The organism is Arthrobacter sp. Bz4 (genome assembly GCF_003075455.1).
Classification (GTDB): domain Bacteria; phylum Actinomycetota; class Actinomycetes; order Actinomycetales; family Micrococcaceae; genus Arthrobacter_D.
The window spans coordinates 1-21,753 of record NZ_QDAE01000030.1 but is presented as its reverse complement, the minus strand read 5'-3'; the positions used below and the strand labels follow the sequence as shown (position 1 = coordinate 21,753).

The 21,753-nt window shown below is 60.9% G+C and carries 22 protein-coding genes, 1 pseudogene and 1 riboswitch; of the genes and pseudogenes, 13 read left to right on the top strand and 10 right to left on the bottom strand.

The features are described 5' to 3' along the window. Nucleotides 1–675: 675 nt before the first annotated feature. Nucleotides 676–1,998, top strand: coding sequence for a bifunctional diguanylate cyclase/phosphodiesterase (locus DDA93_RS14945; protein WP_165802655.1), 1,323 nt, complete (start codon nucleotides 676–678; stop codon nucleotides 1,996–1,998). On the opposite strand, the gene DDA93_RS14940 is transcribed toward DDA93_RS14945, so the two are convergent. Beyond that, nucleotides 1,992–2,417 (bottom strand): SgcJ/EcaC family oxidoreductase, encoded by a 426-nt coding sequence (locus DDA93_RS14940; RefSeq protein WP_116779189.1) that lies wholly within the window; start codon nucleotides 2,415–2,417, stop codon nucleotides 1,992–1,994. The two genes, DDA93_RS14945 and DDA93_RS14940, sit on opposite strands and share 7 nt — an antisense overlap. Nucleotides 2,418–2,535: 118 nt before the next feature. After that, a riboswitch (SAM riboswitch) is annotated at nucleotides 2,536–2,652 on the top strand. Between the two features lie 210 nt (nucleotides 2,653–2,862). On the opposite strand from DDA93_RS14940, the pseudogene DDA93_RS14935 reads away from it, so the two are divergent. From DDA93_RS14935 to DDA93_RS14925, 3 genes and pseudogenes are all read left to right on the top strand, one after another. Next, nucleotides 2,863–3,743: pseudogene (locus DDA93_RS14935) on the top strand (MetQ/NlpA family ABC transporter substrate-binding protein). Between the two features lie 69 nt (nucleotides 3,744–3,812). Then, nucleotides 3,813–4,841, top strand: a complete 1,029-nt coding sequence (locus DDA93_RS14930) for a methionine ABC transporter ATP-binding protein (protein ID WP_019484172.1) — start codon at nucleotides 3,813–3,815, stop codon at nucleotides 4,839–4,841. Further along, nucleotides 4,841–5,500, top strand: a complete 660-nt coding sequence (locus DDA93_RS14925; RefSeq protein WP_019484173.1) for a methionine ABC transporter permease — start codon at nucleotides 4,841–4,843, stop codon at nucleotides 5,498–5,500. Before DDA93_RS14930 ends, DDA93_RS14925 begins: the two co-directional genes overlap by 1 nt. A gap of 218 nt (nucleotides 5,501–5,718) precedes the next feature. Here the strand turns inward: DDA93_RS14925 and DDA93_RS14920 are convergent, their stop codons facing one another. From DDA93_RS14920 to DDA93_RS16380, 3 genes are all read right to left on the bottom strand, one after another. Next, on the bottom strand, nucleotides 5,719–6,315 hold the full coding sequence (locus DDA93_RS14920) for a PIN domain-containing protein (protein WP_116779188.1): 597 nt from the start codon (nucleotides 6,313–6,315) through the stop codon (nucleotides 5,719–5,721). 45 nt (nucleotides 6,316–6,360) lie between these two features. Beyond that, nucleotides 6,361–6,822, bottom strand: coding sequence for a helix-turn-helix domain-containing protein (locus DDA93_RS14915; RefSeq protein WP_019484175.1), 462 nt, complete (start codon nucleotides 6,820–6,822; stop codon nucleotides 6,361–6,363). 156 nt (nucleotides 6,823–6,978) lie between these two features. Next, entirely contained in the window at nucleotides 6,979–7,335 is a 357-nt protein-coding gene (locus DDA93_RS16380; protein ID WP_165802654.1) for a TfoX/Sxy family protein, read from the bottom strand. Between the two features lie 312 nt (nucleotides 7,336–7,647). On the opposite strand from DDA93_RS16380, the gene DDA93_RS14905 reads away from it, so the two are divergent. The 5 genes from DDA93_RS14905 to fmdA all read left to right on the top strand — a co-directional run bounded on the left by DDA93_RS14905 (nucleotide 7,648) and on the right by fmdA (nucleotide 10,728). Further along, complete coding sequence (locus DDA93_RS14905; protein WP_019484184.1) at nucleotides 7,648–7,968, top strand: lycopene cyclase domain-containing protein; 321 nt, start codon at nucleotides 7,648–7,650, stop codon at nucleotides 7,966–7,968. After that, nucleotides 7,965–8,324: a lycopene cyclase domain-containing protein gene (locus DDA93_RS14900; RefSeq protein ID WP_116779186.1), complete on the top strand. Its 360-nt coding sequence runs from the start codon at nucleotides 7,965–7,967 to the stop codon at nucleotides 8,322–8,324. The genes DDA93_RS14905 and DDA93_RS14900 overlap by 4 nt, the downstream gene beginning before the upstream one ends. A gap of 156 nt (nucleotides 8,325–8,480) precedes the next feature. After that, nucleotides 8,481–9,116, top strand: coding sequence for an AmiS/UreI family transporter (locus DDA93_RS14895; protein WP_019484186.1), 636 nt, complete (start codon nucleotides 8,481–8,483; stop codon nucleotides 9,114–9,116). A 31-nt stretch (nucleotides 9,117–9,147) separates the two neighbouring features. Beyond that, a complete protein-coding gene (locus DDA93_RS14890) occupies nucleotides 9,148–9,438 on the top strand; it encodes a zinc ribbon domain-containing protein (protein WP_024475881.1) in 291 nt (96 codons plus the stop codon). A gap of 33 nt (nucleotides 9,439–9,471) precedes the next feature. Further along, on the top strand, nucleotides 9,472–10,728 hold the full coding sequence (fmdA, locus tag DDA93_RS14885; RefSeq protein ID WP_116779185.1) for a formamidase: 1,257 nt from the start codon (nucleotides 9,472–9,474) through the stop codon (nucleotides 10,726–10,728). A 100-nt stretch (nucleotides 10,729–10,828) separates the two neighbouring features. On the opposite strand, the gene DDA93_RS14880 is transcribed toward fmdA, so the two are convergent. Both DDA93_RS14880 and DDA93_RS14875 read right to left on the bottom strand, forming a co-directional pair. Further along, nucleotides 10,829–11,473 carry a response regulator transcription factor gene (locus DDA93_RS14880; protein ID WP_116779184.1) on the bottom strand — a complete coding sequence of 215 codons (645 nt, stop codon included), beginning with the start codon at nucleotides 11,471–11,473 and terminating at the stop codon, nucleotides 10,829–10,831. Next, the gene (locus DDA93_RS14875; protein WP_116779183.1) at nucleotides 11,466–12,758 is read right to left on the bottom strand and encodes a sensor histidine kinase; all 1,293 of its coding nucleotides are present in this window, start codon (nucleotides 12,756–12,758) and stop codon (nucleotides 11,466–11,468) included. The genes DDA93_RS14880 and DDA93_RS14875 overlap by 8 nt, the downstream gene beginning before the upstream one ends. 186 nt (nucleotides 12,759–12,944) lie before the next feature. Between DDA93_RS14875 and DDA93_RS14870 the strand changes: the two genes are divergently transcribed. Together DDA93_RS14870 and DDA93_RS14865 are read left to right on the top strand one after the other, a co-directional pair. Beyond that, nucleotides 12,945–14,018, top strand: a complete 1,074-nt coding sequence (locus DDA93_RS14870; RefSeq protein WP_024475877.1) for an ABC transporter permease — start codon at nucleotides 12,945–12,947, stop codon at nucleotides 14,016–14,018. A 40-nt stretch (nucleotides 14,019–14,058) separates the two neighbouring features. Beyond that, a complete protein-coding gene (locus DDA93_RS14865; protein ID WP_024475876.1) occupies nucleotides 14,059–14,766 on the top strand; it encodes an ABC transporter ATP-binding protein in 708 nt (235 codons plus the stop codon). A gap of 106 nt (nucleotides 14,767–14,872) precedes the next feature. On the opposite strand, the gene DDA93_RS14860 is transcribed toward DDA93_RS14865, so the two are convergent. The 3 genes from DDA93_RS14860 to DDA93_RS14850 form a co-directional block, all read right to left on the bottom strand. Further along, nucleotides 14,873–15,685, bottom strand: coding sequence for a glucose 1-dehydrogenase (locus DDA93_RS14860; protein WP_337587486.1), 813 nt, complete (start codon nucleotides 15,683–15,685; stop codon nucleotides 14,873–14,875). Between the two features lie 26 nt (nucleotides 15,686–15,711). Beyond that, nucleotides 15,712–16,131 (bottom strand): Hsp20/alpha crystallin family protein, encoded by a 420-nt coding sequence (locus tag DDA93_RS14855; RefSeq protein ID WP_024475874.1) that lies wholly within the window; start codon nucleotides 16,129–16,131, stop codon nucleotides 15,712–15,714. Between the two features lie 125 nt (nucleotides 16,132–16,256). Beyond that, the gene (locus DDA93_RS14850) at nucleotides 16,257–17,279 is read right to left on the bottom strand and encodes a LacI family DNA-binding transcriptional regulator (RefSeq protein ID WP_024475873.1); all 1,023 of its coding nucleotides are present in this window, start codon (nucleotides 17,277–17,279) and stop codon (nucleotides 16,257–16,259) included. Between the two features lie 306 nt (nucleotides 17,280–17,585). On the opposite strand from DDA93_RS14850, the gene DDA93_RS14845 reads away from it, so the two are divergent. After that, nucleotides 17,586–18,566, top strand: coding sequence for a glycoside hydrolase family 68 protein (locus DDA93_RS14845; protein ID WP_024475872.1), 981 nt, complete (start codon nucleotides 17,586–17,588; stop codon nucleotides 18,564–18,566). Beyond that, nucleotides 18,563–19,738 (top strand): serine hydrolase domain-containing protein, encoded by a 1,176-nt coding sequence (locus DDA93_RS14840; RefSeq protein ID WP_024475871.1) that lies wholly within the window; start codon nucleotides 18,563–18,565, stop codon nucleotides 19,736–19,738. The genes DDA93_RS14845 and DDA93_RS14840 overlap by 4 nt, the downstream gene beginning before the upstream one ends. 1,019 nt (nucleotides 19,739–20,757) lie before the next feature. On the opposite strand, the gene DDA93_RS14830 is transcribed toward DDA93_RS14840, so the two are convergent. Further along, nucleotides 20,758–21,753 (bottom strand): hypothetical protein (locus DDA93_RS14830; protein WP_116779182.1); only part of this gene is annotated, 996 nt, incomplete at its 5' end.

Below are 21,753 nucleotides of genomic sequence, written 5' to 3'. Positions count from 1 at the left end.
AAAGTTGCCCACCGCTGCCTGAATTGCCCACCGGACCGGGCAAGCCGTGCGGAACTCGTTAGGCAAAGCCGTGTTCCCGAACGGGCGATTGTAGGAGTCCTGAAACCGGGTATTCCTTTTGGGAGGGGACCGAAGCGAGGAGCCGCGCAGGATTGCCACAGGATCAACGAAATAAGCCGACTTTGTTTCAAGTCGCGGTTACACTGAAATAGGAATCGGAATTGTGAAGAATAACGATTATTTGGCAAATCGGACGCTTTGGCGCACGCCGTGATCTCTTCCATCCGTTTCGAACGAAAGAAGGCTCTCATGGGATTCAGCCATTCCCGTTGACCACTTCCGTCCTGCAGGCTCACAAGCGACTACCCTGTATCCGCATCGCGGATTGGTAGATAGCGAAGCCCTTCTAGGCAATACTCTGTGGCCTGAGATATCCCGGTCGCTGAACCTTAGACTCCGGTCGAATGACCAGGAAAGCGAATCGCCCCCATGCTCGATCCAGTACCAAGCACCAATAGCCATTCATCAAGCGACGAAACCCCTACCGGCCTGACCGATGAAGAGTTGGCGTCTGATCACAGCAGTTCTTACACACGGGCGCTCGCCGAAGTGCGAAGCTGTGTCCTTGAACAGGCCAGAAATCCTGCACAGGCAAAGGTTAGCTTCGATTATTTGATGACCCATGATTCGCTCACCGGATTGCTCAATCGGGGTGGATTTCTGGCGGAGCTTCAGCTCTGCCTTGCAAAGCGGGCCGGCAGGAAACAGCGCCGAGGACTATTGATCGTGGACCTGGACTTCTTCCGGACGGTCAATGTCGGTCTGGGGATCGCTGCTGGGGATGAGACTCTGAGTATCGTCGCGCAGCGGATCCGTGCCGCGGTGCACCCATCTGCAGTCGTCGCTCGGTTGTCGGGTGTCGAATTTGCGGTACTGGCTGACTTCGCCGACGCCGGGGAGGCGCAGTCGGTGGCCGCCGAGCTATTGGAGGCCCTGAGCGCGCCGATGGCGGTTGGCGGGACCAGCATTGAAATCACGGTCAGTATTGGCGTTTCGATGGCCAGCGAAACTGACAACCCTGACCGGCTGGTGGGTCGGGCTGCCGCGGCACTGCACCAGGCCAAGAAGCGGGGCCGTAACCGCTGCGAGGTGGAGTGCAGCATGCACAGCGATCCCGACGACAGCCAGCTGAATCGCCGCGGTGAACTGCGCCGTGCCATCGAGGACGGAGAGTTATGCCTCTTCTTCCAGCCCCAGATTGACCTCGTCAGCGGCCAGATGAACGGATTCGAGGCACTGGTGCGCTGGGATCACCCCAATAAGGGCCTGCTGGCACCTTCAGCTTTCATCGACTTCGCCGAAGAATCCGGGCTTATCCTGCCGCTCGGAGCCTGGGTGATCAACGCTGCCGTCGCGCAACAGGCCGCATGGCACCGATCTGCGGCGGGACGGCCCCCAGTACGAATGTCAGTCAATATCTCAGCCATCCAGCTCAGCGATCCCCGCCTCGAAGAAATGGTCACTGAAGCGCTTGAACGCCATGGTGTTGCTCCGGGGCTCCTGACCCTGGAAATCACCGAAACGGCGCTCACCGCGGATCCAGTTGCCGCGCTGCGGACCCTCGAAATTCTCAAGGCCCTGGGCGTCAGGTTGGCAATCGACGATTTTGGTACTGGCCATTCCAGCCTCACCTATCTCAAGCGCTTTCCGATCGACGAACTGAAAATTGACCGCTCCTTCATTGCCGGGCTCACTACCGACAGCAAGGACCATGCGATTGTCGCGTCCTGCATCCAGCTCGCCCACGCCACGAATTTGATCGCCGTCGCCGAAGGCGTTGAAATGCCAGCCCAGCTACACGCGCTGACCGAGCTGGACTGCGACCTCGCGCAGGGCTACTTCTACACCCGCCCCATGTCGGCGGAGGACCTCGAACCGTGGTTCATTCCGCGGCCCGATAATATGCGCCTGGGAGAACCCCAACTGGTTGGTCAGTAGCGTTGCAGGTTGACCTTGAAAGTCTCGCCGTTGACCGGCGCTGACGTGTGCTCGTGCACAATTTTCCAGTCACCGTCGCGGCGCCCCAGAACCCAGGTCAGGCGGTTCTGCATGGAGTCCTGTTCGACGTCGTCGGGCCCAATGTCGCGGTAGGTGATGATGGCGTGCACGGTTGCCAGGTCCTCGGTAACCAGAGTCTGAACGTCATCGAAGTCCACCCCGACACGCTCATCCCCCACCGAAGCGAACCACCCGGCCACTGATTCCCGCCACGGGTCTGCACCCTGGTGGCTCCACACGTCCCATAAGTCGAAAACCCGGACGTCGTCGTCATACAGGGCCAGCAGGGCATCAACATCCTTCCCGAATACGGCTGCAGCATACTGTTCGAGAACCTGAGTGATCGACTCTTCATCCATGAAGGCGATCCTCGCATGCCCGACCGACGAACGGAACGGGTGCGCGCAAGTCATTTATGACGACCGGTAACGGCCAGGTTTTGACCCAACAAATTTTCTGCCCTAGCGTGATCTCCAGAATCAAGAGTGTCAACCAACGGCCCTGGCCGGTTGACCAGCAACCCTCTCCCGTAGCGGGGTGCTCCAGGTTAAGATTCGGCCGCCGGAACAAGTCCCCGGACGGCAAGTACGGCGTATCCAGAATTGACCCCGCCGAGGGGTCGTCGTGGATACCGCCCGCCATCTTGAAGCGAGCCAGCATGTAACCCCGAGGAAACTCCCCGAATGTCGCTGCAGTTATCGCAGCACTTCACTCCTGCCTATCTGCCTGTCCAGTGGTAACGCCTGGCCAATGTTATCGGCCGACCGGACCCCACTGACGTACCCCGTTCAAAGGAAAAACCCCATGAAATCCCGCACCCTTCTCACTATCGCCGTTGCCCCATTCCTCGCCCTCACTGTGGCATGTGGTGGCTCGGGCGAGTCCGGTTCCGGAAATGAAAGCATCAAGCTCGGCGTCGTCGGCGCCAGCGACCCGGAATGGGGCCTGCTCACCGAGGCCGCTGCCGAGGAAGGCATCGAGCTGGAGGTCATCGACTTCGCCGAATACACCCAGCCCAACCCCGCGCTAAGCAAAGTGAACTGGACCTCAACCAGTTCCAGCACCTGGTGTACCTGGCCCGCTACAACGTATCCAGCGGAGAGGAGCTGGCCCCGATCGGCTCCACGGCCATCTACCCGCTGGGCCTGTACTCAACCCAGTACGGGTCGGTGGAGGAAATCCCCGAAGGATCGACGGTTGCTGTCCCCAACGACGAGAGCAACCTCGCCCGCGGGCTGCTGGTCCTTCAGTCCGCCGGTCTGGTGGTGCTCGACGACGGCGGCAGCGCCTTCTCGACGATCGACGACATTGATGAGGACGCGTCCAAGGTCACCGTCACCACGCTCGAAGCGTCGCTGACCCCCACCTCGCTGCCCGACGTCGCCGCCGCCATCATCAATAACGACTTTGTCCAGGACGCTGGCCTGAACTTCGAGGACGCCATTGCCCAGGACGATCCGACCGATCCTGCCGCCGTCGCGTACGTGAACGTGTTCGCCGCCCGCGCCGGCGAAGAGGGCAACGAGACGTACCAGAAGCTGATCAGCATCTACCAGGAAAACCAGGAGGTGCAGGACGCCGTCCAGGAGACCTCGGGCGGGACCGCCGAGTTCCTTCAGGTCACCCCCGATGAGCTGCAGACCACCCTCGACACCGTCGAGGAAGACACCCGCGCCCAAGGCTAACCAGCCCTCCCTGCCCTGCGGCCAGCTGGCGATCCCGGCTGGCCGCAGGGCCGTTTATCAAGGAACACCATGCCACTCATTTCCTTGCAGGGAGTTACCAAAAGCTTCCCTCCGGGCCGCCGCGGCGACGCTCCGGTGCACGCGATTGACAACGTCAGCCTCGACATCGAGGCTGGAGAGATCTACGGGATCATCGGCTACTCGGGGGCCGGGAAAAGCACCCTGGTCCGCCTGATCAACGCTCTCGAAAAGGCCAGCAGCGGCACCATCATTGTCGACGGCCAGCAGGTCACCAACGTCCCGGACCGGCAACTGCGCAAACTACGTCTCGACATCGGGATGATCTTCCAGCAGTTCAACCTGTTCAACGCCAAAACAGTCTGGAACAACGTCGCCTACCCCCTGCGCGTCGCTGGGAAGAGCCGCGACGAAATCCAGGCGCGCGTCACCGAACTCCTCGACTTTGTGGGACTGGCCGATAAGGCCTCCAACTACCCCGAACAGCTGTCCGGCGGCCAGAAACAGCGCGTCGGCATCGCCAGGGCACTCGCCACCTCGCCAAAAATCCTGCTCGCCGATGAGGCGACGTCGGCGTTGGACCCCGAGACCACCCATGAGGTGCTGCGCCTGCTACGGCGGGTCAATGAGGAGTTGGGCATCACCATAGTGGTGATCACCCACGAAATGGACGTCATCCAGACCCTCGCCACGAAGGTGGCGGTGATGGACAGCGGCCGGATCGTGGAGCAGGGCGATGTGTTCGACGTCTTCTCCAATCCGCGCGAGGCCTCATCCCAACGGTTCGTTTCCACCGTGGTCCGGGGGATCCCCTCACCCGACGAACTCGCGGTTCTCCAGGAGCGGCACACCGGCCGGATCGTCACCTTCTCCTTCCGGGACGGCGACTCCTCGCAAGCCTCGGTCTTCCTCGAGTTGGCGGCCGCCGGCGTCGAGTTCGAACTGATCTACGGCGGCATCAACGACATTCGGGGCCGCGCATTCGGCCATCTCACCCTCGCACTCACCGGGCCCGACGGCGCGGTCGACGCTGCGCTGACCGGGCTGTCCGGTCGCATCACTGTGAAGGAGCTCAGCTGATGGATTCCCTCATTGACCTCACCCCGGAGCTGTGGGTCGCCACTTACGAGACCCTCTACATTGTCGGGTTCAGCCTGTTCTTTGGCGGCCTCGGCGGACTGCTGCTCGGCATCGGGCTTTACACCACCCGAGCCGGCAGTATCCTCGGCAACAGCGCCGTGTTCAGCACCCTGAATATCATCGTGAACATCTTCAGGCCCATCCCGTTCATCATCTTCCTCGCCGCGGCACAACCACTGGCCAGGGCGGTCACCGGAACCGGAATCGGCAACAGCGCCATCATCTTCACCCTGTCGCTGGCCGCCGCATTCGGGATCAGCCGCATCGTTGAACAGAACCTCCTGACTGTCCAACCGGGCGTGATCGAGGCGGCGCGATCCGTCGGGGCCGGGCGCCTCCGCATCATCCTGACCATCCTTATCCCCGAAGCCCTCGGCCCGCTGATCCTCGGGTACACGTTCATCTTCGTGGCGCTGGTCGACATGTCAGCGGTTGCCGGGTACGTGGGCGGCGGCGGGTTGGGCAACTTCGCCATCCAATACGGTTACCGGCAGTTCAACCCCTGGGTCACCTGGGCAGCGGTGATCGTGATCATCCTGTTGGTGCAGGCGGTGCAGCTGCTCGGCAACGTACTCGCCCGGAAGGCGCTCAGACGGTAGCTTTCAGGCCGGCGGCGGGTCTCGAACGTGGTGATCCCCGACGCCAGCAGCGCCAGCGGCAACACCACGGCGACAATTCGCCCCCGGAGCAATCCCACGGAGCGAAACGAAGAAAAGGACCCTGCAACAGTCTGAAAGGCTATTGGAGGACGAGGTCACGGTGAGCGCGAGCGTGTCAATCAAACCGGTGCTGGCGTCCTCGTCCAGGAAACCTGGATCTAATATTCGCCCGATATTGCCATTCTGGTTAGCACCGATTGAATGTGTGTGCCGAAGTTTGGTGCCCCAGCATCGACTAACGCAGCGACAAGTGTTTTCGAGCCATCACGACAACCCCAATATTGGGACTGCATCCTTAGGGCGGCTAGCACGGCGTCTGACCGACGCTCCATAATGAGACAGAGCATGTCATCGGCCACATAGGTTTCGAATTCAAATAGATCCGCGTAAGGAAAGAAATCTTCATAGTTGTTGGTGACCAGGTAATCGACGCACCCATGATCTGCAGCAGCTAACGCATGCGCATCAAACTTATCTTTGCCCTCGACGAGAGTCGGGTCGATATCGTAGCCTCGGATCACTGCTTCGGGAAACGCGTCGGTCAACTTCTTGCGCCAAAGTCCGATGTCCTGATCGGAGGCGGCGGGGTTTCTACGTCGGCGATTGTAGAGCCACTCAGCTAATACGTCCTCGCTCCATCGCAACCCGATGCCTTCGGGGCCGGAATTTAGAGCAATCAGAGCGAACCAGTCTCTAAGAGTTCGCGAATAGAGGATGTTCGCGTCAAGGAAGATAAGCGTGGCCCCCGGCTGCATAAGGGCTAGCCTATGCAGTTCCGGGGGCCGTGGCTATGGTCAGAACTAATCTTTGTCGAATCCCAACGAATCTTCGAATTCCAGTAGATCTCCGAAGGACTTTCTCTGATCAGCAAGGCGCGACTCGGCCAGTGAACGAAGATCGGACCGGTTAAAACGGGTATGTGACCCCACCTTATGAGAAGCGATCTGCCCAGAGGCAGCGAGTTTCAACAGGGTAGGGCGCGAGATGCCCAGCATCTTCGCTGCTTCCACACTGGTGAGGGCCTTTGGGAATTGGGTAATACCGAAGGGCTGGCCAGCAGCGGCCAAACGCACCACAGTCTGAAGCAGGTCACTGAGTCCATCGGGCACGACAATTGCCTCCCCGGAAGAAGATTCGATCTTAATCTGAAGGTCGCCAGGATCCACTTCGTCAAAGCGGCGCGATACCTCTTTTGCTTCCTCGCTCTGCGAGGTGGTCACATCGATAGTTCGAACATTTTGGATGGCTGTTAGAGCCGCCATGACAACATCTCCTCTTTTTACTTGCACTTATTATCTGACATATCTGAAATAAGTGCAATCTGGCAACGGCGGTCAGATCGTTGACCGCGAGCGGTGAACGCCGGTGATCCGACCCGCATGGTCAAGATTGCCTGCTGCATCGATCAAGGGCTGTTGTCACCCTGACGCGTTTGCCGAGCCGATCTTTCCCGATTCGACGCCGATGGTGACCCAGTAGGCCAGTTCCGCTTCGTCGTCGAGCTGGTCGCGTGACACTGTCAGCCATCCGCGCCCCATGGGCTTTTCTTTGCCCATGAGCGCTGGCACTGCGCCGCGGCGAAGCAGGTTGTCATACTCCTCTGGGTTTGCGCGTACCAGTAGGTCACCGGAGCGATCGGCGGCAACAGCCATGCGGTCATTCACCATGAACGAGACGCCGCCGAACATCCGTATTTCCCGCACATTCGAATAGGAGGCGAAGATGTCCCGGAGGCGCCCGGAAAGGTACTCGCGAGCTGAAGCCCTGGTGGTCACGGTCGCCCCTTTGGTTACTGATGCCCTTTGAATATGAGACGAGGGGCAAAATCTGTCAAGCGTTTGGGGGCTGCGGCGCCAACGGGGCACCTGACGACGGCGACGGTTCAGCTGAGTGCGTTCGTTGCCCGCACCAGGGTCGCTGCAGTTAACTGCGGGTACTGAATGATCCCGCCGGGCGCCCCGAAGAGTCTGCGTCTGTCTCCGGAATTGGTGGTGCGCGTCAGCGCTTAGACGGTGGGGAAGAATAAGGTACATGTGCACACGATTAGGGGTTGCCGGCAGTAACCAGCGGACGGTTGGCGGGGGAACATGAGTCTGGTCTATCTTGGCGCGCTTCTCTTCTCGCTCGGTGGTTCGGTGCTCCTGGATTGGAGATTTCGCCTCACGTTCTGGCGGGACGCCCGCAAAGCCTTCTGGACCATGACCCTCGGGATTGTCTTTTTCATCATCTGGGACCTCTTCGGTATCGCGCTCGGGATCTTCTTTCGCGGCGTTACCGACCTCATGACGGGAATTCTTCTCGCCCCCGAGCTGCCCCTTGAGGAACCGTTCTTCCTCGCGCTGCTGTGCTACACCACCCTCAATGTGCTGGGCGCGGTCGCCGTCCGGGAGCGAAAGGCGGCGGCGTGACATATCTAATCCTCAACATCATCTTCCTCATCCCAATTCTGGCGATTGCAGCCTGGGCCTATTGGACGCGGAGCCAGCTGCTTCCCAGCCGGCGGGCAATCGGAATCACTCTGATCGTGCTGCTGCTGGCAACTGCGGTGTTCGACAACGTGTTGATCGCCGCTGGCATTGTGGACTACAACCCTGACCTCATTCTCGGCATCCGGCTGGCGCTGGCCCCCATCGAGGACTTCGCTTACACCGTCGGAGCTTGCATCCTGTTGCCGTCGCTGTGGGCACTTGTTCCGGGCCGGGCACCCAACCAGGAGTCCAGCTCCAGCCCGGCACCCCACCCCGGCGAGAGTGGCGGAGGCTAGAAGCAGCAAGCCATTGACAGCAGATTTCCGCCCTACTAACGTCTCCATCACAAGTCCATACCTTTGATCGCTCTCGCCACTTTGTGCCAGCCCTGCGGCTGACTCGAAGTGGCTTCCCTATTTCAAAGTTTCCCTCTTCGTTGTACGAGGAGTGCCATGAGCAGTGTTGGTTTGTTGTACGTCGGCGCGGTTCTCTTCATGAATGGCCTGATGTTGATTGGGCTGGTCCCGGGCAAGTCCGCGGCCATCCTCAACTTCTTCGTCGGGGTCATGCAGGTAGTCTTCCCGACCATCATCCTCATTCAGTCCAACAACGATCTGGCGATCATCTTCGGTGCGGCAGGGCTGTATCTGTTCGGGTTCACTTATCTCTATGTCGGGATAATCCAGATGACCGGGATCAGCGGCGAAGGCTTGGGGTGGTTCTCCGTCTTTGTTGCAGCCTGCGCCGTGGTGATCGGCATCCTCCAGTTCACCCTGGTGGGCGACCCCGTGTTCGGGGTGATCTGGTTGACGTGGGCCGTCCTCTGGTTCCTCTTCTTCCTCCTGCTTGGCTTGGGGCGGGATTCCCTGACCTTCACCACGGGCTGGTTCACCATCTTCGTCGCGCACATCACCGGGACCATTCCCGCGTTCTTTCTCCTGACCGGCAGGTACGAGACAAATGACGGGTACGCCGTCCTGGTAGCAATTGCTGCCGCAGCCGCTCTGGGCGCAGCCTTCTTCCTGGGGCGCCGAGGCATCCCGCGGGGCAAAGCATCGCAGGAAAACCAAGCCGTGGCGCCTGCGTAGGAAACAACCCACAGAAAGGACAGCCTGACCGATGCCGATCTACGAATACCGGTGCCCCGAATGCAGCATCTTCGAGGTCATCAGCCCGATGAGCGCGGCCTCCGATCAGCAATCCTGTCCTACCTGTGGGGGCGCGTCCCGACGGAAGATGAGCGCGCCCAACCTGTCCAAGGCTGGCTCGTCGGCCTTCCAGCTCATTGATTCATCGGAACGCAGCGCCTCAGAACCGGCGGTGGTCAGCGGAGCGTTGCCGTCCAGGTCCAAACGCAAGAGCCAGCCCTACACGACCAATCCACTTCACAGTAAGCTGCCGCGTCCCTGACCCACGGTGTGCGGCCAACCCAGAGGAGATGAAATGCCCGACGTCATATTTCCACTCGACTCCGCCAAGAAGTTCGAGGATCAGGAAAAGATTGGCCACAACCGGTGGCACCCGGAGATCCCCCCGGTGGCGACCGTCAAACCGGGTGACTCCTTCAGGGTCCACTGCCGAGAGTGGTTCGACGGCGCGATCGTCAACGATGACTCCGCCGACGACATCCTCAACGCACCCCTGATGACTGTCCACAAGCTCAGCGGCCCCTTCGCCGTCGAAGGCGTAAAGCCCGGCGACCTCCTGGTCGTCGACATTCTCGACGTCGGACCGATCCCGCAGGAAGACTCCGGTCCGTTGGCTGGGCAGGGCTGGGGGTACACCGGCATCTTCTCGCGGAACAACGGCGGCGGCTTTCTCACCGAGCAGTTTCCCGACGCCTATAAGGCGATCTGGGACTTCTCCGGCCAGGTGGCCACCTCACGGCACGTACCCGAGGTCTCCTATGTGGGGCTGATCCACCCGGGCCTGATGGGAACCGCTCCATCCGCCGAGCTCCTTGCCAAGTGGAACAAGCGCGAGGGTGACCTGATCGCCACCGATCCCAACCGGGTACCGCCGTTGGCCCTCCCGCCCGAGCCGCAATTCGCGGTGCTCGGTGGCCTTCCGGTGTCGGAGTTTGATCGGGTTGCGGGGGAGGCTGCGCGCACAGCGCCGCCCCGGGAAAACGGCGGCAATCAGGACATCAAGAATCTGTCGAAGGGGACCAGGATCTTTTACCCTGTATTCGTGGACGGGGCGAACCTGTCATTGGGAGATCTCCACTTCTCCCAGGGCGACGGCGAAATCACCTTCTGCGGTGCCATCGAGATGGGCGGTTTCATCGACCTCCGGGTCGATGTCATCAAGGGCGGAATGGAAACCTACGGGGTGAGCGAGAACGCCATTTTCATGCCGGGCATCGTCGACCCCCGCTACAACGAATGGATTGCGTTCTCCGGCACCTCGGTAACCCTGGATGGGAAGCAGCACTATCTCGACTCCCATCTGTCCTATCAGCGGGCCTGCCTGCACGCCATCGACTACCTCACCAAGTTCGGCTACAGCCCGGAGCAGGCCTACCTGCTGCTGGGGTCGGCGCCGATTGAGGGCAGGCTGTCCGGTGTGGTGGATATCCCCAACTCCTGCTCAACGGTGTACCTCCCGACGTCGATCTTCCACTTCGATGTCCGCCCCTCGGCCTCCGGTCCACATCAAATTGATCCCGGGATGGGGGCACCGAAGTCGCACAACGTGTAACTCAACGTCCGCAGACTGCCGGTGCCAGTGGGCGGGGACGCCACTGGTGCCGGTATTACGGGCCCTGCGTTGGTCGGCAGTAGGCCATCCGCGACAAACCTTAGGTGCGGATGACTCGTTGTTTCCTCGCAGCGGAAATAGCTGCTGTGCGGTTGTCGACGCCTAGCTTCTCGTAAATGTGGACGAGGTGGGTTTTGACCGTGGCTTCACTGATGAAGAGGTCTTTGGCAATTTGACGGTTCGTCATTCCGGTCGCGAGGAGACCAAGGATTTGCACCTCCCGGCTGCTCAACGAGGGTGCGGGATTTTGGATCCGCCCCATCAGCCGGGCTGCCACTTGAGGGGCGAGCGCGGTCTGGCCTGCCGCGGCGGATTGCACGGCCTGGCGGATTTGTTCCGGCGGCGCGTCCTTCAGCATGTATCCGCTGGCCCCGGCCTCGACCGCGGCCATGATGTCGGCATCCGAATCGTACGTCGTCAGAATGAGCACGGGTGGTGCGGAATCGAGCTTCCTGATTTCCCGGGTAGCCGATACACCATCCATTCCAGCGCCCATCTGCAGGTCCATGAGAACAACATCCACCGGCTCGGCCAGACTCGTCGCCCGGCTGAGGGCAGACAACGCTTCGGCCCCGTCGGAGGCCTCCGCAACCACCGTGATGCCTTCGAAATCGCTGAGCATGGCTCTTAGCCCGGCACGAACCACTGGGTGATCATCGACGAGGAGAACCCTGATCTCAGGCATGGGATTCTTCGTTGTCGAAAGGGGCCAGGGGAAGACGGATAGCGACAACTGTCCCTTCACCAACGGTTGACTCAATGTCCACCACCCCACCCATGGAGGTGACCCGTTGGCGCACAGATTGCAAGCCGAATCCTGTGCCGTCGGACCGAAGCGGCGGATCTGAGAGGGTAGCCGGGGCATCGAATCCGGTGCCGTTGTCGTAAACATCCAGGGTGACATCCGGTCCGAGGAACCCGAGCGTCACGACGGCGGTGCTGGCCTGGGCGTGCTGATCAACGTTGGAAAGGGTGGATTGGGCGGCTCGCAGGAGGGCGACTTCATACGGTGGGGGCAACTGGACAGGTTCGCCGTCGAGCTCAAACCGGCACCTCAGGGATGAACCGTGCGCTGCGGCCTGACGTTCGGCCGTGGCGCAGATTCGGCGTAGCCGGGTCACGAGTGAGTCGGCGTTGGCATTGTTGGAGCTCAGGCCGCGGACAAAACGTCGTGCTTCGTCGAGGTTCTCTGAGGCCGTCACCTGAATGGTGCGAATTCTTTCCTTCGTGAGCGCGGTTGACCCGGCCTCGAGCGACGCTTCAGCGGCGCGGGAAATCAGAACAATACTGGAGAGCCCTTGCGCCAGGGTGTCGTGAATTTCCCGAGCCAGACGCTCACGTTCAGCGAGGACCCCCGATTCATGTTGGGTTCGGGCAAGGGCCGCTCTGGTGTTGCGTAGTTCATCCAGTGCTCGGCGCTGGTTGACTCCCTCGGAGTAGAGGCTTTCGTAGACCATCGCCATGACCACGGCAAAGACGGCACCAAGCCCGGGCCCGATAATCATTGCCGCATGCAGTTCACCACTGTGGTTCCATTGGGCCGCCGACACCGCACCGGTCATCAGGAGGACGGCAACAATCGCGTGCCTGGTATGAAGCAGATGAAGGTGAAGAAAAAACAGGGGAAAAGCGAGCCACGAAAAGTCTGCGCTGAGCACTAGAAGGACCAGCCAGAGCAAGGTCACACTGGCCAGCCAGATCTTGCTGTAGCGGCGAGGTTCCAACCTCCAGGGCGGTATCTCTCCGTCAGCCGCGCGCTTCTCGGCCAGTGTCCCGGCGAGGTAAAGCGCACCCAGAACGGCAGAAATCATGATGACCATCCAGCTGGCCGCCCGCTGGGGTGTGGCCACTGTGCTGACGGTGCCGACAACGAGGAGTGTTGCGAAACCCAGATGAAGGCTCACCCGCAGCACTTTCAGTACTGCTGCTCCGGTGTGAACCTCGGGCACCGGAGTAGTAGGAGCGGTCATGTGTCCAGCTTATCGGGGCGGTATCCGGCGGGCATCAACCAAACGATTGATCGCTGGGTCATCCCCTCCATGTCAGCCAATCAACCGTGATCACGATGTGCCGGCAGGCAGTTCACCTCAGAGTGGATATAGGCCCTTAGAGGCTACCGACCTACCAGCTCACCTGCACCGAAAGAGGAACAAAGCATGTTTTTAGCACTACGAGATATTCGTTTCGCCAAGGGACGTTTTGCCCTGATGGGATCCGTAGTTGCGCTGATCACTCTCCTCCTGGTCATGTTGTCCGGTCTGACCGCCGGGCTGGCAAATCAATCGACGTCTGGGATCGAGCATCTCGACGCTACAACCATCGCGTTCGGCGCTCCCGACGGCGATGAGCCGAAAGCTTCCTACACGGAATCCCAGGTGAGCGCCGATCAGCTCCGCGTCTGGCAACAGGCTGACGGAGTCCTGAAGGCGGAAGCCTTGGGCATCAGTCAGGTTCGGATCCAATCCGGGGGGACTTCCAACGCCGCGGTTTTTGGGGCCGTCCCGGATGGTGCGCTTGCACCGGGCCAACTGCGCGCCGGTAGCGTGGTTGTCAGCCGGCAGCTATCCACCGACCTGTCGCTCGCTGTCGGGGATACCGCCAGGATCAACGGCACCGATCTCCAGGTGGCAGCCATCATCGACGATCAGTGGTACAGTCACACCCCGGTAGTTTGGACAACCCTGACGGATTGGCAGAACCTCTCGCGAGTCTCTGACCCGAATGTCATCGGAACGGTCATCGCCGCCACTTACGACGACGCCGCGGGCCAACTGCCAGACATTGACGGTGCGGCCCGAACCACCAGTACGACGACGACGGAGAGCTTCGGCGCCCTGGCCTCCTTCGGATCGGAAAACGGATCACTGAAGATGATGCAGGGTTTCCTCTACGGGATTTCGGCTTTGGTGATTGTCGCCTTTCTCACCGTGTGGACAGTCCAGCGCACCCGCGACATCGCTGTTCTCAAGGCCTTGGGTGGCTCCAACAAATACATCCTCGGTGACGCGATGACCCAGGCAGCGATTGTCCTGGTTGCGGGCGCCAGCCTCGGAGGGGTCTTGGGGTTGGGTGGCGGATTCATCGCCGTCCAGGCCGCACCCTTCACGATCTCACCAGCCACCACTCTCGTCCCGATCGTCGGCATCGTTGTGCTGGGTTTGGTCGGATCAGTGCTGGCGGTCCGCCGCGTCACCAGGATCGACCCGCTGATCGCCCTCGGCGGCAACTAAAACCATCGATAGCCTTTCACCGAGCAAAGAGGGACACCCAATGTACGCAAACAACACACCCGCCCTGAATCTGGTCAACGTGACCCTTGAATACCCCGATGGCGACTCGGGCACCCTCAAGGCCCTGGACAACGTCAACTTTGCAGTCGCCGCCGGAACGATTACCTCACTGGTCGGACCGTCGGGCTCCGGTAAATCCAGTCTGCTGGCGGTCGCGGCGACCCTTGTCCGCGCAACTAGCGGGCACCTCGCTATCAACGGAATCGACGCCACTGCGCTGACCGATCAGGACCGAACAACACTGCGCCGCGAGGAGGTGGGCATCATCTTTCAACAGCCCAACCTTCTGGCATCGCTCACGGCCATGGAGCAGCTCATCATCGGAGAACACCTGCGTGGCACCGCGCCTCGAGTCGCCCGCCCCCGGGCAATGGAAATGCTCGACGTTGTTGGCCTGTCCGATGCTGCCAGCCGCCGCCCACATCAGCTATCCGGTGGGCAGCGTCAGCGCGTCAACATTGCCCGGGCTCTGATGGGAGAACCATCAGTGCTGCTAGTCGATGAACCCACGGCGGCCCTGGACCATGAGCGATCCGATTCGATCATCCGGTTGTTGTGCAGCATCACCCGCGAATTCCGGGTGGCAACCGTCATGGTCACCCACGACACCGAATTCGTTCCCCTCACCGATGCTGTAGCCACCATGCGTGATGGCAGGCTCTCCGCATCCGAACTCATCGCCTCCTAGAGACTACGTACGCGAGGGTGGCGCTGTTGACTAGGCGAGCTGATTGAAACGGATGAGGTTGCCAGCGGGATCGCGGAGGGCGCAGTCGCGTGCGCTGACTGTGGATTTACCGGCTGCCATCGGCAGGGGTAACAGTTCCGGCGGTGTCACCGCCGTCGATGACGAACTCGGCTCCTGTCACGAAGGACGATTCGTCGGACGCTAGGTAGAGGACAAGGTTGGCCACTTCTCCTGGGTGGCCCACCCGGCCGAGTGCGACCCGGCTCATGTCGATGGGCACGTTTTCGGTCATGGGGGTGGAAATGACACCCGGATGAATGGAGTTGACTCTGATTCCGTAGCGCCCCAGATCAAGTGCGGCGCTCTTGGTAAGCCCGCGCACACCGAACTTCGAGGCAGTGTAGGCCGAGATCGCCTCATAGCCCCGGATCCCGGCTATCGACGAGATGTTCACTATCGAAGCGCCCCTGGACCGCTTGAGTGCTGCGATTGAGGATTTGATCCCGATGAACGTACCCGTCAGATTAATACCGATAACCCGGTCCCACTGCTCCAGCGTGTAGTCCTCGATGGGTGCGAAATCCACAACGCCGGCATTGTTGATCACCACATCCAAAGCACCGAACATCTCAACGGCAGCGCCGACTGCTGCTTCCCAGTCCTGAGGGTTGGTCACATCCAGATGCACGTAGTGAACCCCGGAGCCTATCCGTTCCGCGGTCTGCTGGCCTTCCGCGTCGAGGACGTCCCCGATGACAACCTTGGCTCCTTCGCCATGTAAACGGGCAGCCACTGCGGCTCCGATGCCGCGCGCACCCCCACTGATCAGTGCCACTTTGTCGATGACGCGGTCCATGTCACGTTCCTCTCGGTTAGTCAGGTGGTTGTCGGCGTCGGTGAAGTTGCCGACGTCGCGCACGGCATAGGCGGTGCGGGTTTCCCCGGTCAGCCGCGGCTGATGGGGACCTTCTTCGGTGCGGGGGCCTCAGCGGGTTCTTTCGGTACCGGTAGGCGTACCTCGAGTACTCCGTTGACGTACTGGGCCTTGATGTCTTCTTCCTTGACCCCGGCGGGAAGCGGGACAGTGCGGCTAAAGGAGCCGTAGCGGAACTCGGAGTGATAATCGTCCCCGTCTTTGTGTTCCTCATGTTCCCTCCGTTCGGCACGGATGTTCAGGAACCCCTCGTTCAGGGTGATTTCGATGTCCTTATCGGGATCGACGCCGGGTACTTCTGCCTTGACTACCAGATGGTCGCCGTCAACATATTCCTCTACGCGGATCGGCGACGCACCCCGTTTGGTATCAAACAGGCGGTCCATTGAATTGAGCAGGTCCAACGGGGACCACCTCGACAGATCAGACATGCCAAGTCCTCCAGAGCTAGGGAAACGCGACGGTCCCCGCAGGGACCTATGGTCCTCCCAGTAAAGACCCGCCCAAAAAGCCTCGACAGGGACTAAAGCCCTGACCTTCGGCCTTCGGGGAGCGGCTAGACCTGCCGGATGGAGGCGCGCACGATGACGGGCATCTCCACGAGATGCTCGCCGTGAGGAGCCGTCCCGTCCAACAGTAGTTCGACGGCACGGGCGCCCATTCCCTCGTGCGGAAGGGCGATCGTTGTCAGCCCGGGACGAAGGTACGAGGCAATTTCGTCGTTATCGAACGAGACGATCGAGACGTCGTCGGGCACCCGGAGCCCACGCTCCGTCAGCGCTTGATAGGCGCCGAAGGCGAGGGGGTCGTTGAGGCACAGCAGCGCTCGCGGGAGTAAAGGTTCAGCGAGGAGCGACTCCACCGCGGTGAACCCCTGCTGGGGTGCCCATTCCCAGATCGATTCCTCCCGCTCGAAGGTCAACCCGCGGTCCTGCATTTCTGCCCGAATCCCCGCCAGACGCCGTGCGACGGTGGTCGACCGGAAGACATCCCGCTCGATCTCCTGGTTGTGGCCCAGGAGGACGATGCCCTCGCGGTGGCCGGCGTCGGCCAGCAGTGACACAGCCGCTCGTCCACCGCGTTTCTCATCGGGCAGGACCGACGTCGAGTGGCTGTCGCTGGTGGCGTTGAGCAGTACCAGGCGAGTGTTATCCGGGAGGACGGGAGCCACCACTTCCCGGGAACGCATGGTCGCGAAGACGATGCCGTCCACCTGCCGGTCCAGCAGCGCGGCAATGGCTTCTGTCTCGCGGGCTGGGTCACCGCCGGTCTCGGCCAGCAGGATGACGTGCTCCGCCTGTTCGGCGGCGGCCAGCGCTCCCTTGATTAAACCGCTGGCGAAACGCGTGGATGCGACGGTGTCGGAGATGAACCCGATCGTTTGGGTCTTATCCACCCGGAGGCTGCGGGCCGCCACATTCGGCCGGTACCCCAACTCCGCGGCGGCGCGGTGGACGCGGTCGTGGGCGTCGTTGGACAGCCTGGTGTCCGGGCGGCCATTGAGAATCATGGACGCGGCAGACGAGGACAGACCAGCCCGACGTGCGACGTCGGCAAGGGTCACACGCCTGGTTGTCATTAGTTCCTCCTGCTCGATGCTAGCTCTCCATAACGACTTGGCAAACCACTTGCGTAATCGCCGAATAGGCTCCAAGCTGGGTGCTGAATTGATTTAGCATTTATCACTGTGGATCTCCTGAAGAGAATCGTCGACGAAGGAGTCACCTATGAATTCACCACGACGGCGCTCTGGCCGCCGTCGAGCCGTTGCCGTAGTAGCTTTCATGGCCGCCGCCTTCCAGCGCCAGTTTGTCCGTGCGCTGCTTCAGGGTGCCGTCAAGGGCTGACGCCGCTTCACTTCCCGCTTCAACCAAGGATCATCACCATGAGCTTCACTCTCGCCGACCACTGGGTCTGGGATTTCTGGCACGCCGACGACGGCGACACGCACCACCTCTTCTACCTCCATGCCCCGAAGTCGCTGGGGGATCCCAATCTCCGGCACCGGAACGCCCGCGTGGGGCACGCCACCTCGACGGACCTGACGACTTGGGAGGACCACGGAGTGGTGCTTGAGCCGGGGGAGTCCGGCTCCTTTGATGGCAGCGCCACCTGGACCGGCAGCGTTGTCCGCGGTGACGACGGGGTGTGGAACATGTTCTACACCGGTTCACGCTTCCTGTCCCCGCACGCGGTGACGAACGTGGAAACGGTTGGGCGGGCTCTCTCTTCCGATCTTTCGTCCTGGATTAAGCAGACCGACCCCATCTCGGCGGACCCGCGCTGGTATGAGACTCTCACCGATGCCACCTGGCATGAGGAGACATGGCGCGATCCGTGGATTCACCGCGATGCCACCGGCCTGTGGCACATGCTCCTCACCGCACGATCGCGATCGGGCGTTGGGCGGGACCGGGGCGTCATCGGTCACGCGACGTCAACCGATCTCGAGCAATGGACTACCCAGCCGCCGCTGAGTCAACCCGGTGCAGGGTTCGCCCACATCGAAGTGGTCCAGCTGGTGACCATCGAGGACAGGCCAGTGCTTCTCTTCTCCTGCGATACCGATCACCTGACCGGAGCGCGCGAGGCGGACGGAGTGCAGGGCGGCATCTGGGCGCTGCCGCTCGATTCGGATTCCCTGAAGCGTCCTCTCGCTACCGCTTCAGCGGTTCAGCTGACCCACGATGAGCTCTACGCTGGCCGCGCGGTGCAAACCCGATCGGGGGAGTGGGTGCTCCTGGCGTTCGAGAACGTTGATAGGGATGGAACCTTCATTAGCGGTATCTCGGATCCTTTACCCTTGTCCTGGGCGACGGATGGATCACTTTCAGTTTCAATTGCACGAGCAAAGGTCAGCGCGTGAGCGAAAAGCACGGTATTCATGGCTCAGTCGATGGGCGCTTCGCCTCGGTGCGGGACGCCTTTGCAGCCGCCTTCGAGGGCAAGCCCCGGATGGGCGCGGCCCTGGCGGTCCACCACCAGGGAGAACTGGTGGTTGACCTGTGGGGCGGAGTGGCTGACGCCCGCGATTCCACACCCTGGACCAGCGAAACTTCGACGGTCGTCTTCTCCTGCACCAAGGGGATCATGTCGATCCTCATCGCCCGCCTCGTTGAAGCCGGTCGGTTGGACTATGACAATCCGATCACCGACATCTGGCCGGAGTTCGGCGCCCACGGCAAAGACAAGGTCACCATTGGTGATGCGCTATCCCACCGCGCGGGAGTATCGGCACCCCGACGGTCAGTAACCCTTGAGGAAGCGCTCGACTGGGACACCATGACTGGCTTGATTGCTGGACAGGAACCCCTGTGGGCGCCCGGTTTCGGGTACGGGTACCACGCGTTGACGCACGGCTGGATCACGGGCGAGATTATCCGCCGTGTCACCGGCAAGATGCCGGGTGAGTACCTGGCTGACACCCTCACGGGACCACTGGGCGCCGACCTGCGGGTGGGCGTCCCTGCCAACGAGCAGGCCAACGTTGCCCACCTGGAGGCAGGTGAAAGTCTCCGCGAGTTGGTCCAAATGCAGATTGCTGCCGCCGAGCCCGGAGTCATTGACTGGTCCATCCATGCGATGACGCTGGGGGAGGCCTTCCCTCAGGAACTGGTCAGCCCGAACTCCGGTTTCAACCGGTCCGACGTCCGGGCTGGTTTGTTTCCCGGAGCTGGCGGCATCGCGACCGCTCGAGGGCTGTCGGCTGCCTGGTCATCGGTTATCCATGACACAGCCACAACCCGTCGCCTCGACCCGACGGTGCTCAAACTGGCCACCGAGGCACGAAGCGAAGGAGCGCCGGTGTTCCCGGCACCTGCCCCGTGGCCCCGATGGGGAGCCGGTTTTCAGCTCGACTCGGAGGCGCGGCACTACGTCTCCGCGGACGGGTTCGGTCACGACGGTGCTGGTGGTCAAGTCTCGTTTGCTGAACCGGAACTGGGTCTCAGCATCGCCTTCGTAACGAACTGGATGGAAGCTGGCGATGACCGGAGGGCCACGATAATCGTCGACGAACTCAGGAAAGCCGTCAGCTAGAGAATGCATGCTACGACTCTTGGGTAGGTATCAGGACTTCTTTCCCCAGGAAGGCAAGCCAATCTACGTATGCAAGTGTTTTCGGCGCTCCGCGGAACCAAGGGCATACGCCAAGTAAACCCTCGGCAGGCCCGTTTGATCCAGCAGCAAATTTACAATAGGTATCGTCATGCTGAATCCGTAGGATCAGGTCTCATGGAACCTCTCGCCAGCGGTCAGATAGAAGTGCAGCGCGCCCGTATTGTCGATCTGCTTCCGCTAAGTTGGAACACGTCCTTAACACTAAGCAGAGGAAAAAGTCCTCGGAATGCTTGGCAAAAGCGGCTGCAAGCCGCGATAACGCTGCCAATCCTCGTTCTCCTCTTCCTGATGTACATGCCGTCAGGGGACGTGATCACCTCGAGCTCCCGCGATGCCGTGATTCTTCTGACTGAAGCCAGAAGTACTAAGAAGACACTGCAGCGTTTCGGATCTATGGTTCTTGTTTTCCTCGCTTCACTATTCGCATTTATGATCTGGCTGTTTTCTCTCACTCTCCTGGGTGACACCATCGTGCCTTGGGTAGGGCTTCTGCCCCCTCTCTGGTTGGTGGTCGGGCTCGTGCTCTTGGCGACATCAACGGGCGGCAGCCTTTCCGCGCTAAGCCAAGCTCTGATATTGGTCCGACCGCCTGGGCCCTACTGGGTGGCGCAGGCACTTGCGTCCGCACCAGGAGCGCGGATGAGCGGGCTTGAATTTGCGAGGACCGCGATCGAGGACTTCGTTCCCGCCGCAGTCCCAGTCGTTGTAACCGCAGCGTCGGAGAGAATAGCCGTTGTCTACGAGCGGTTCGGGTTCGTACGCCAGAAGCCAGGCGGTCTGAATTTGATTGGGCGATCACCCGCCCATCATTTGTGACGCGCTGGGACACACCCGTACGCAACAGGGTTCGGGAATCTTCGGGCTAGTTTCATGCCTCCCTTGACGTAATTGAACGTTATCGGCGTTCCGTAGGACTAGAGGCAAAGTCAATCAAACCTTCAACAGTGCCATTCAGGAGGGGGAGCGTCTGGTGCATCTTCGGCAATGGGGGCAAACTCGGGTTCTTTCGCCATTGCTTCCTCATACCGGGCTCGAACAACGGGGCCGATGCGGGCCTCTGCGTCCTCCCGTGTTCCTGAATTCAAGCGCTCACGGTTGGATCGTCCATCATCACCCAACGAGATTCTTGGCGGTAGGCCATTCGGCATTTCCAAGCCCGTAAGCAGGATGGGCAGTACGACGTCGCTGACGTGGCGCCTCATTGCGTTTAGTTCCTTCGTCGGGTTAACCCAAGCAGTGAAAGGGCTGGGCCTCTCGACCATCAGTGCTGTGCTGGCATCCTGAGATGCTGGTTGACCCCACCGTACTTTCGGGCCTAGAGCGTCACCCACTCGGATTGCTTGATGATCGAGTTTTTGAGTGGCCAGTGGTGTCGCGTCGCTCGATCCGAACGTTCTGGCGACTGCAACGCGAATCGAACGATGTTTGTCGTAGTTCGAGTACGCCTGCAGGAGAAGTAGAGGGTGTGCCCGTTCGACCGCTTGACCCGTCAACCTGGCCAGAAGCTCGCCCATCGAGGGGATGCTGCTCTGCAAGTCAGCGTAATGCTGAAGCGCGCGCATCCGTTGATGCAACGGGGTTCCTTCGCCAAATGCGCTGATCTTATTCTGGACTCTCTTACGTATCCAGTTGTCGAAGGATGTGGGCGCCTGAACGATCGGCATGTTGACCAACGTCGCAGGGTAGCCCGTAAGCTCTCCGTGCTCGCGTTCGACAAGGTACCAGATGACGTTATCAATCGTCGCGCGAAGGTGGTTCACTGCCTCGCTGAAGAGCAGCGACGCTTCAGGTGGCGCCGGCCGTAGCCGAGTCACGAACAGCTGCACATACTCGCCTTGGCGGACCTGCTCGAAGTCGAGAGGTCCGTCCGACGACCACTGCGATGCCAGGTCGCCTATCCTGAAGGCGCACTCATCGGCTCGCGCTAATCGGAA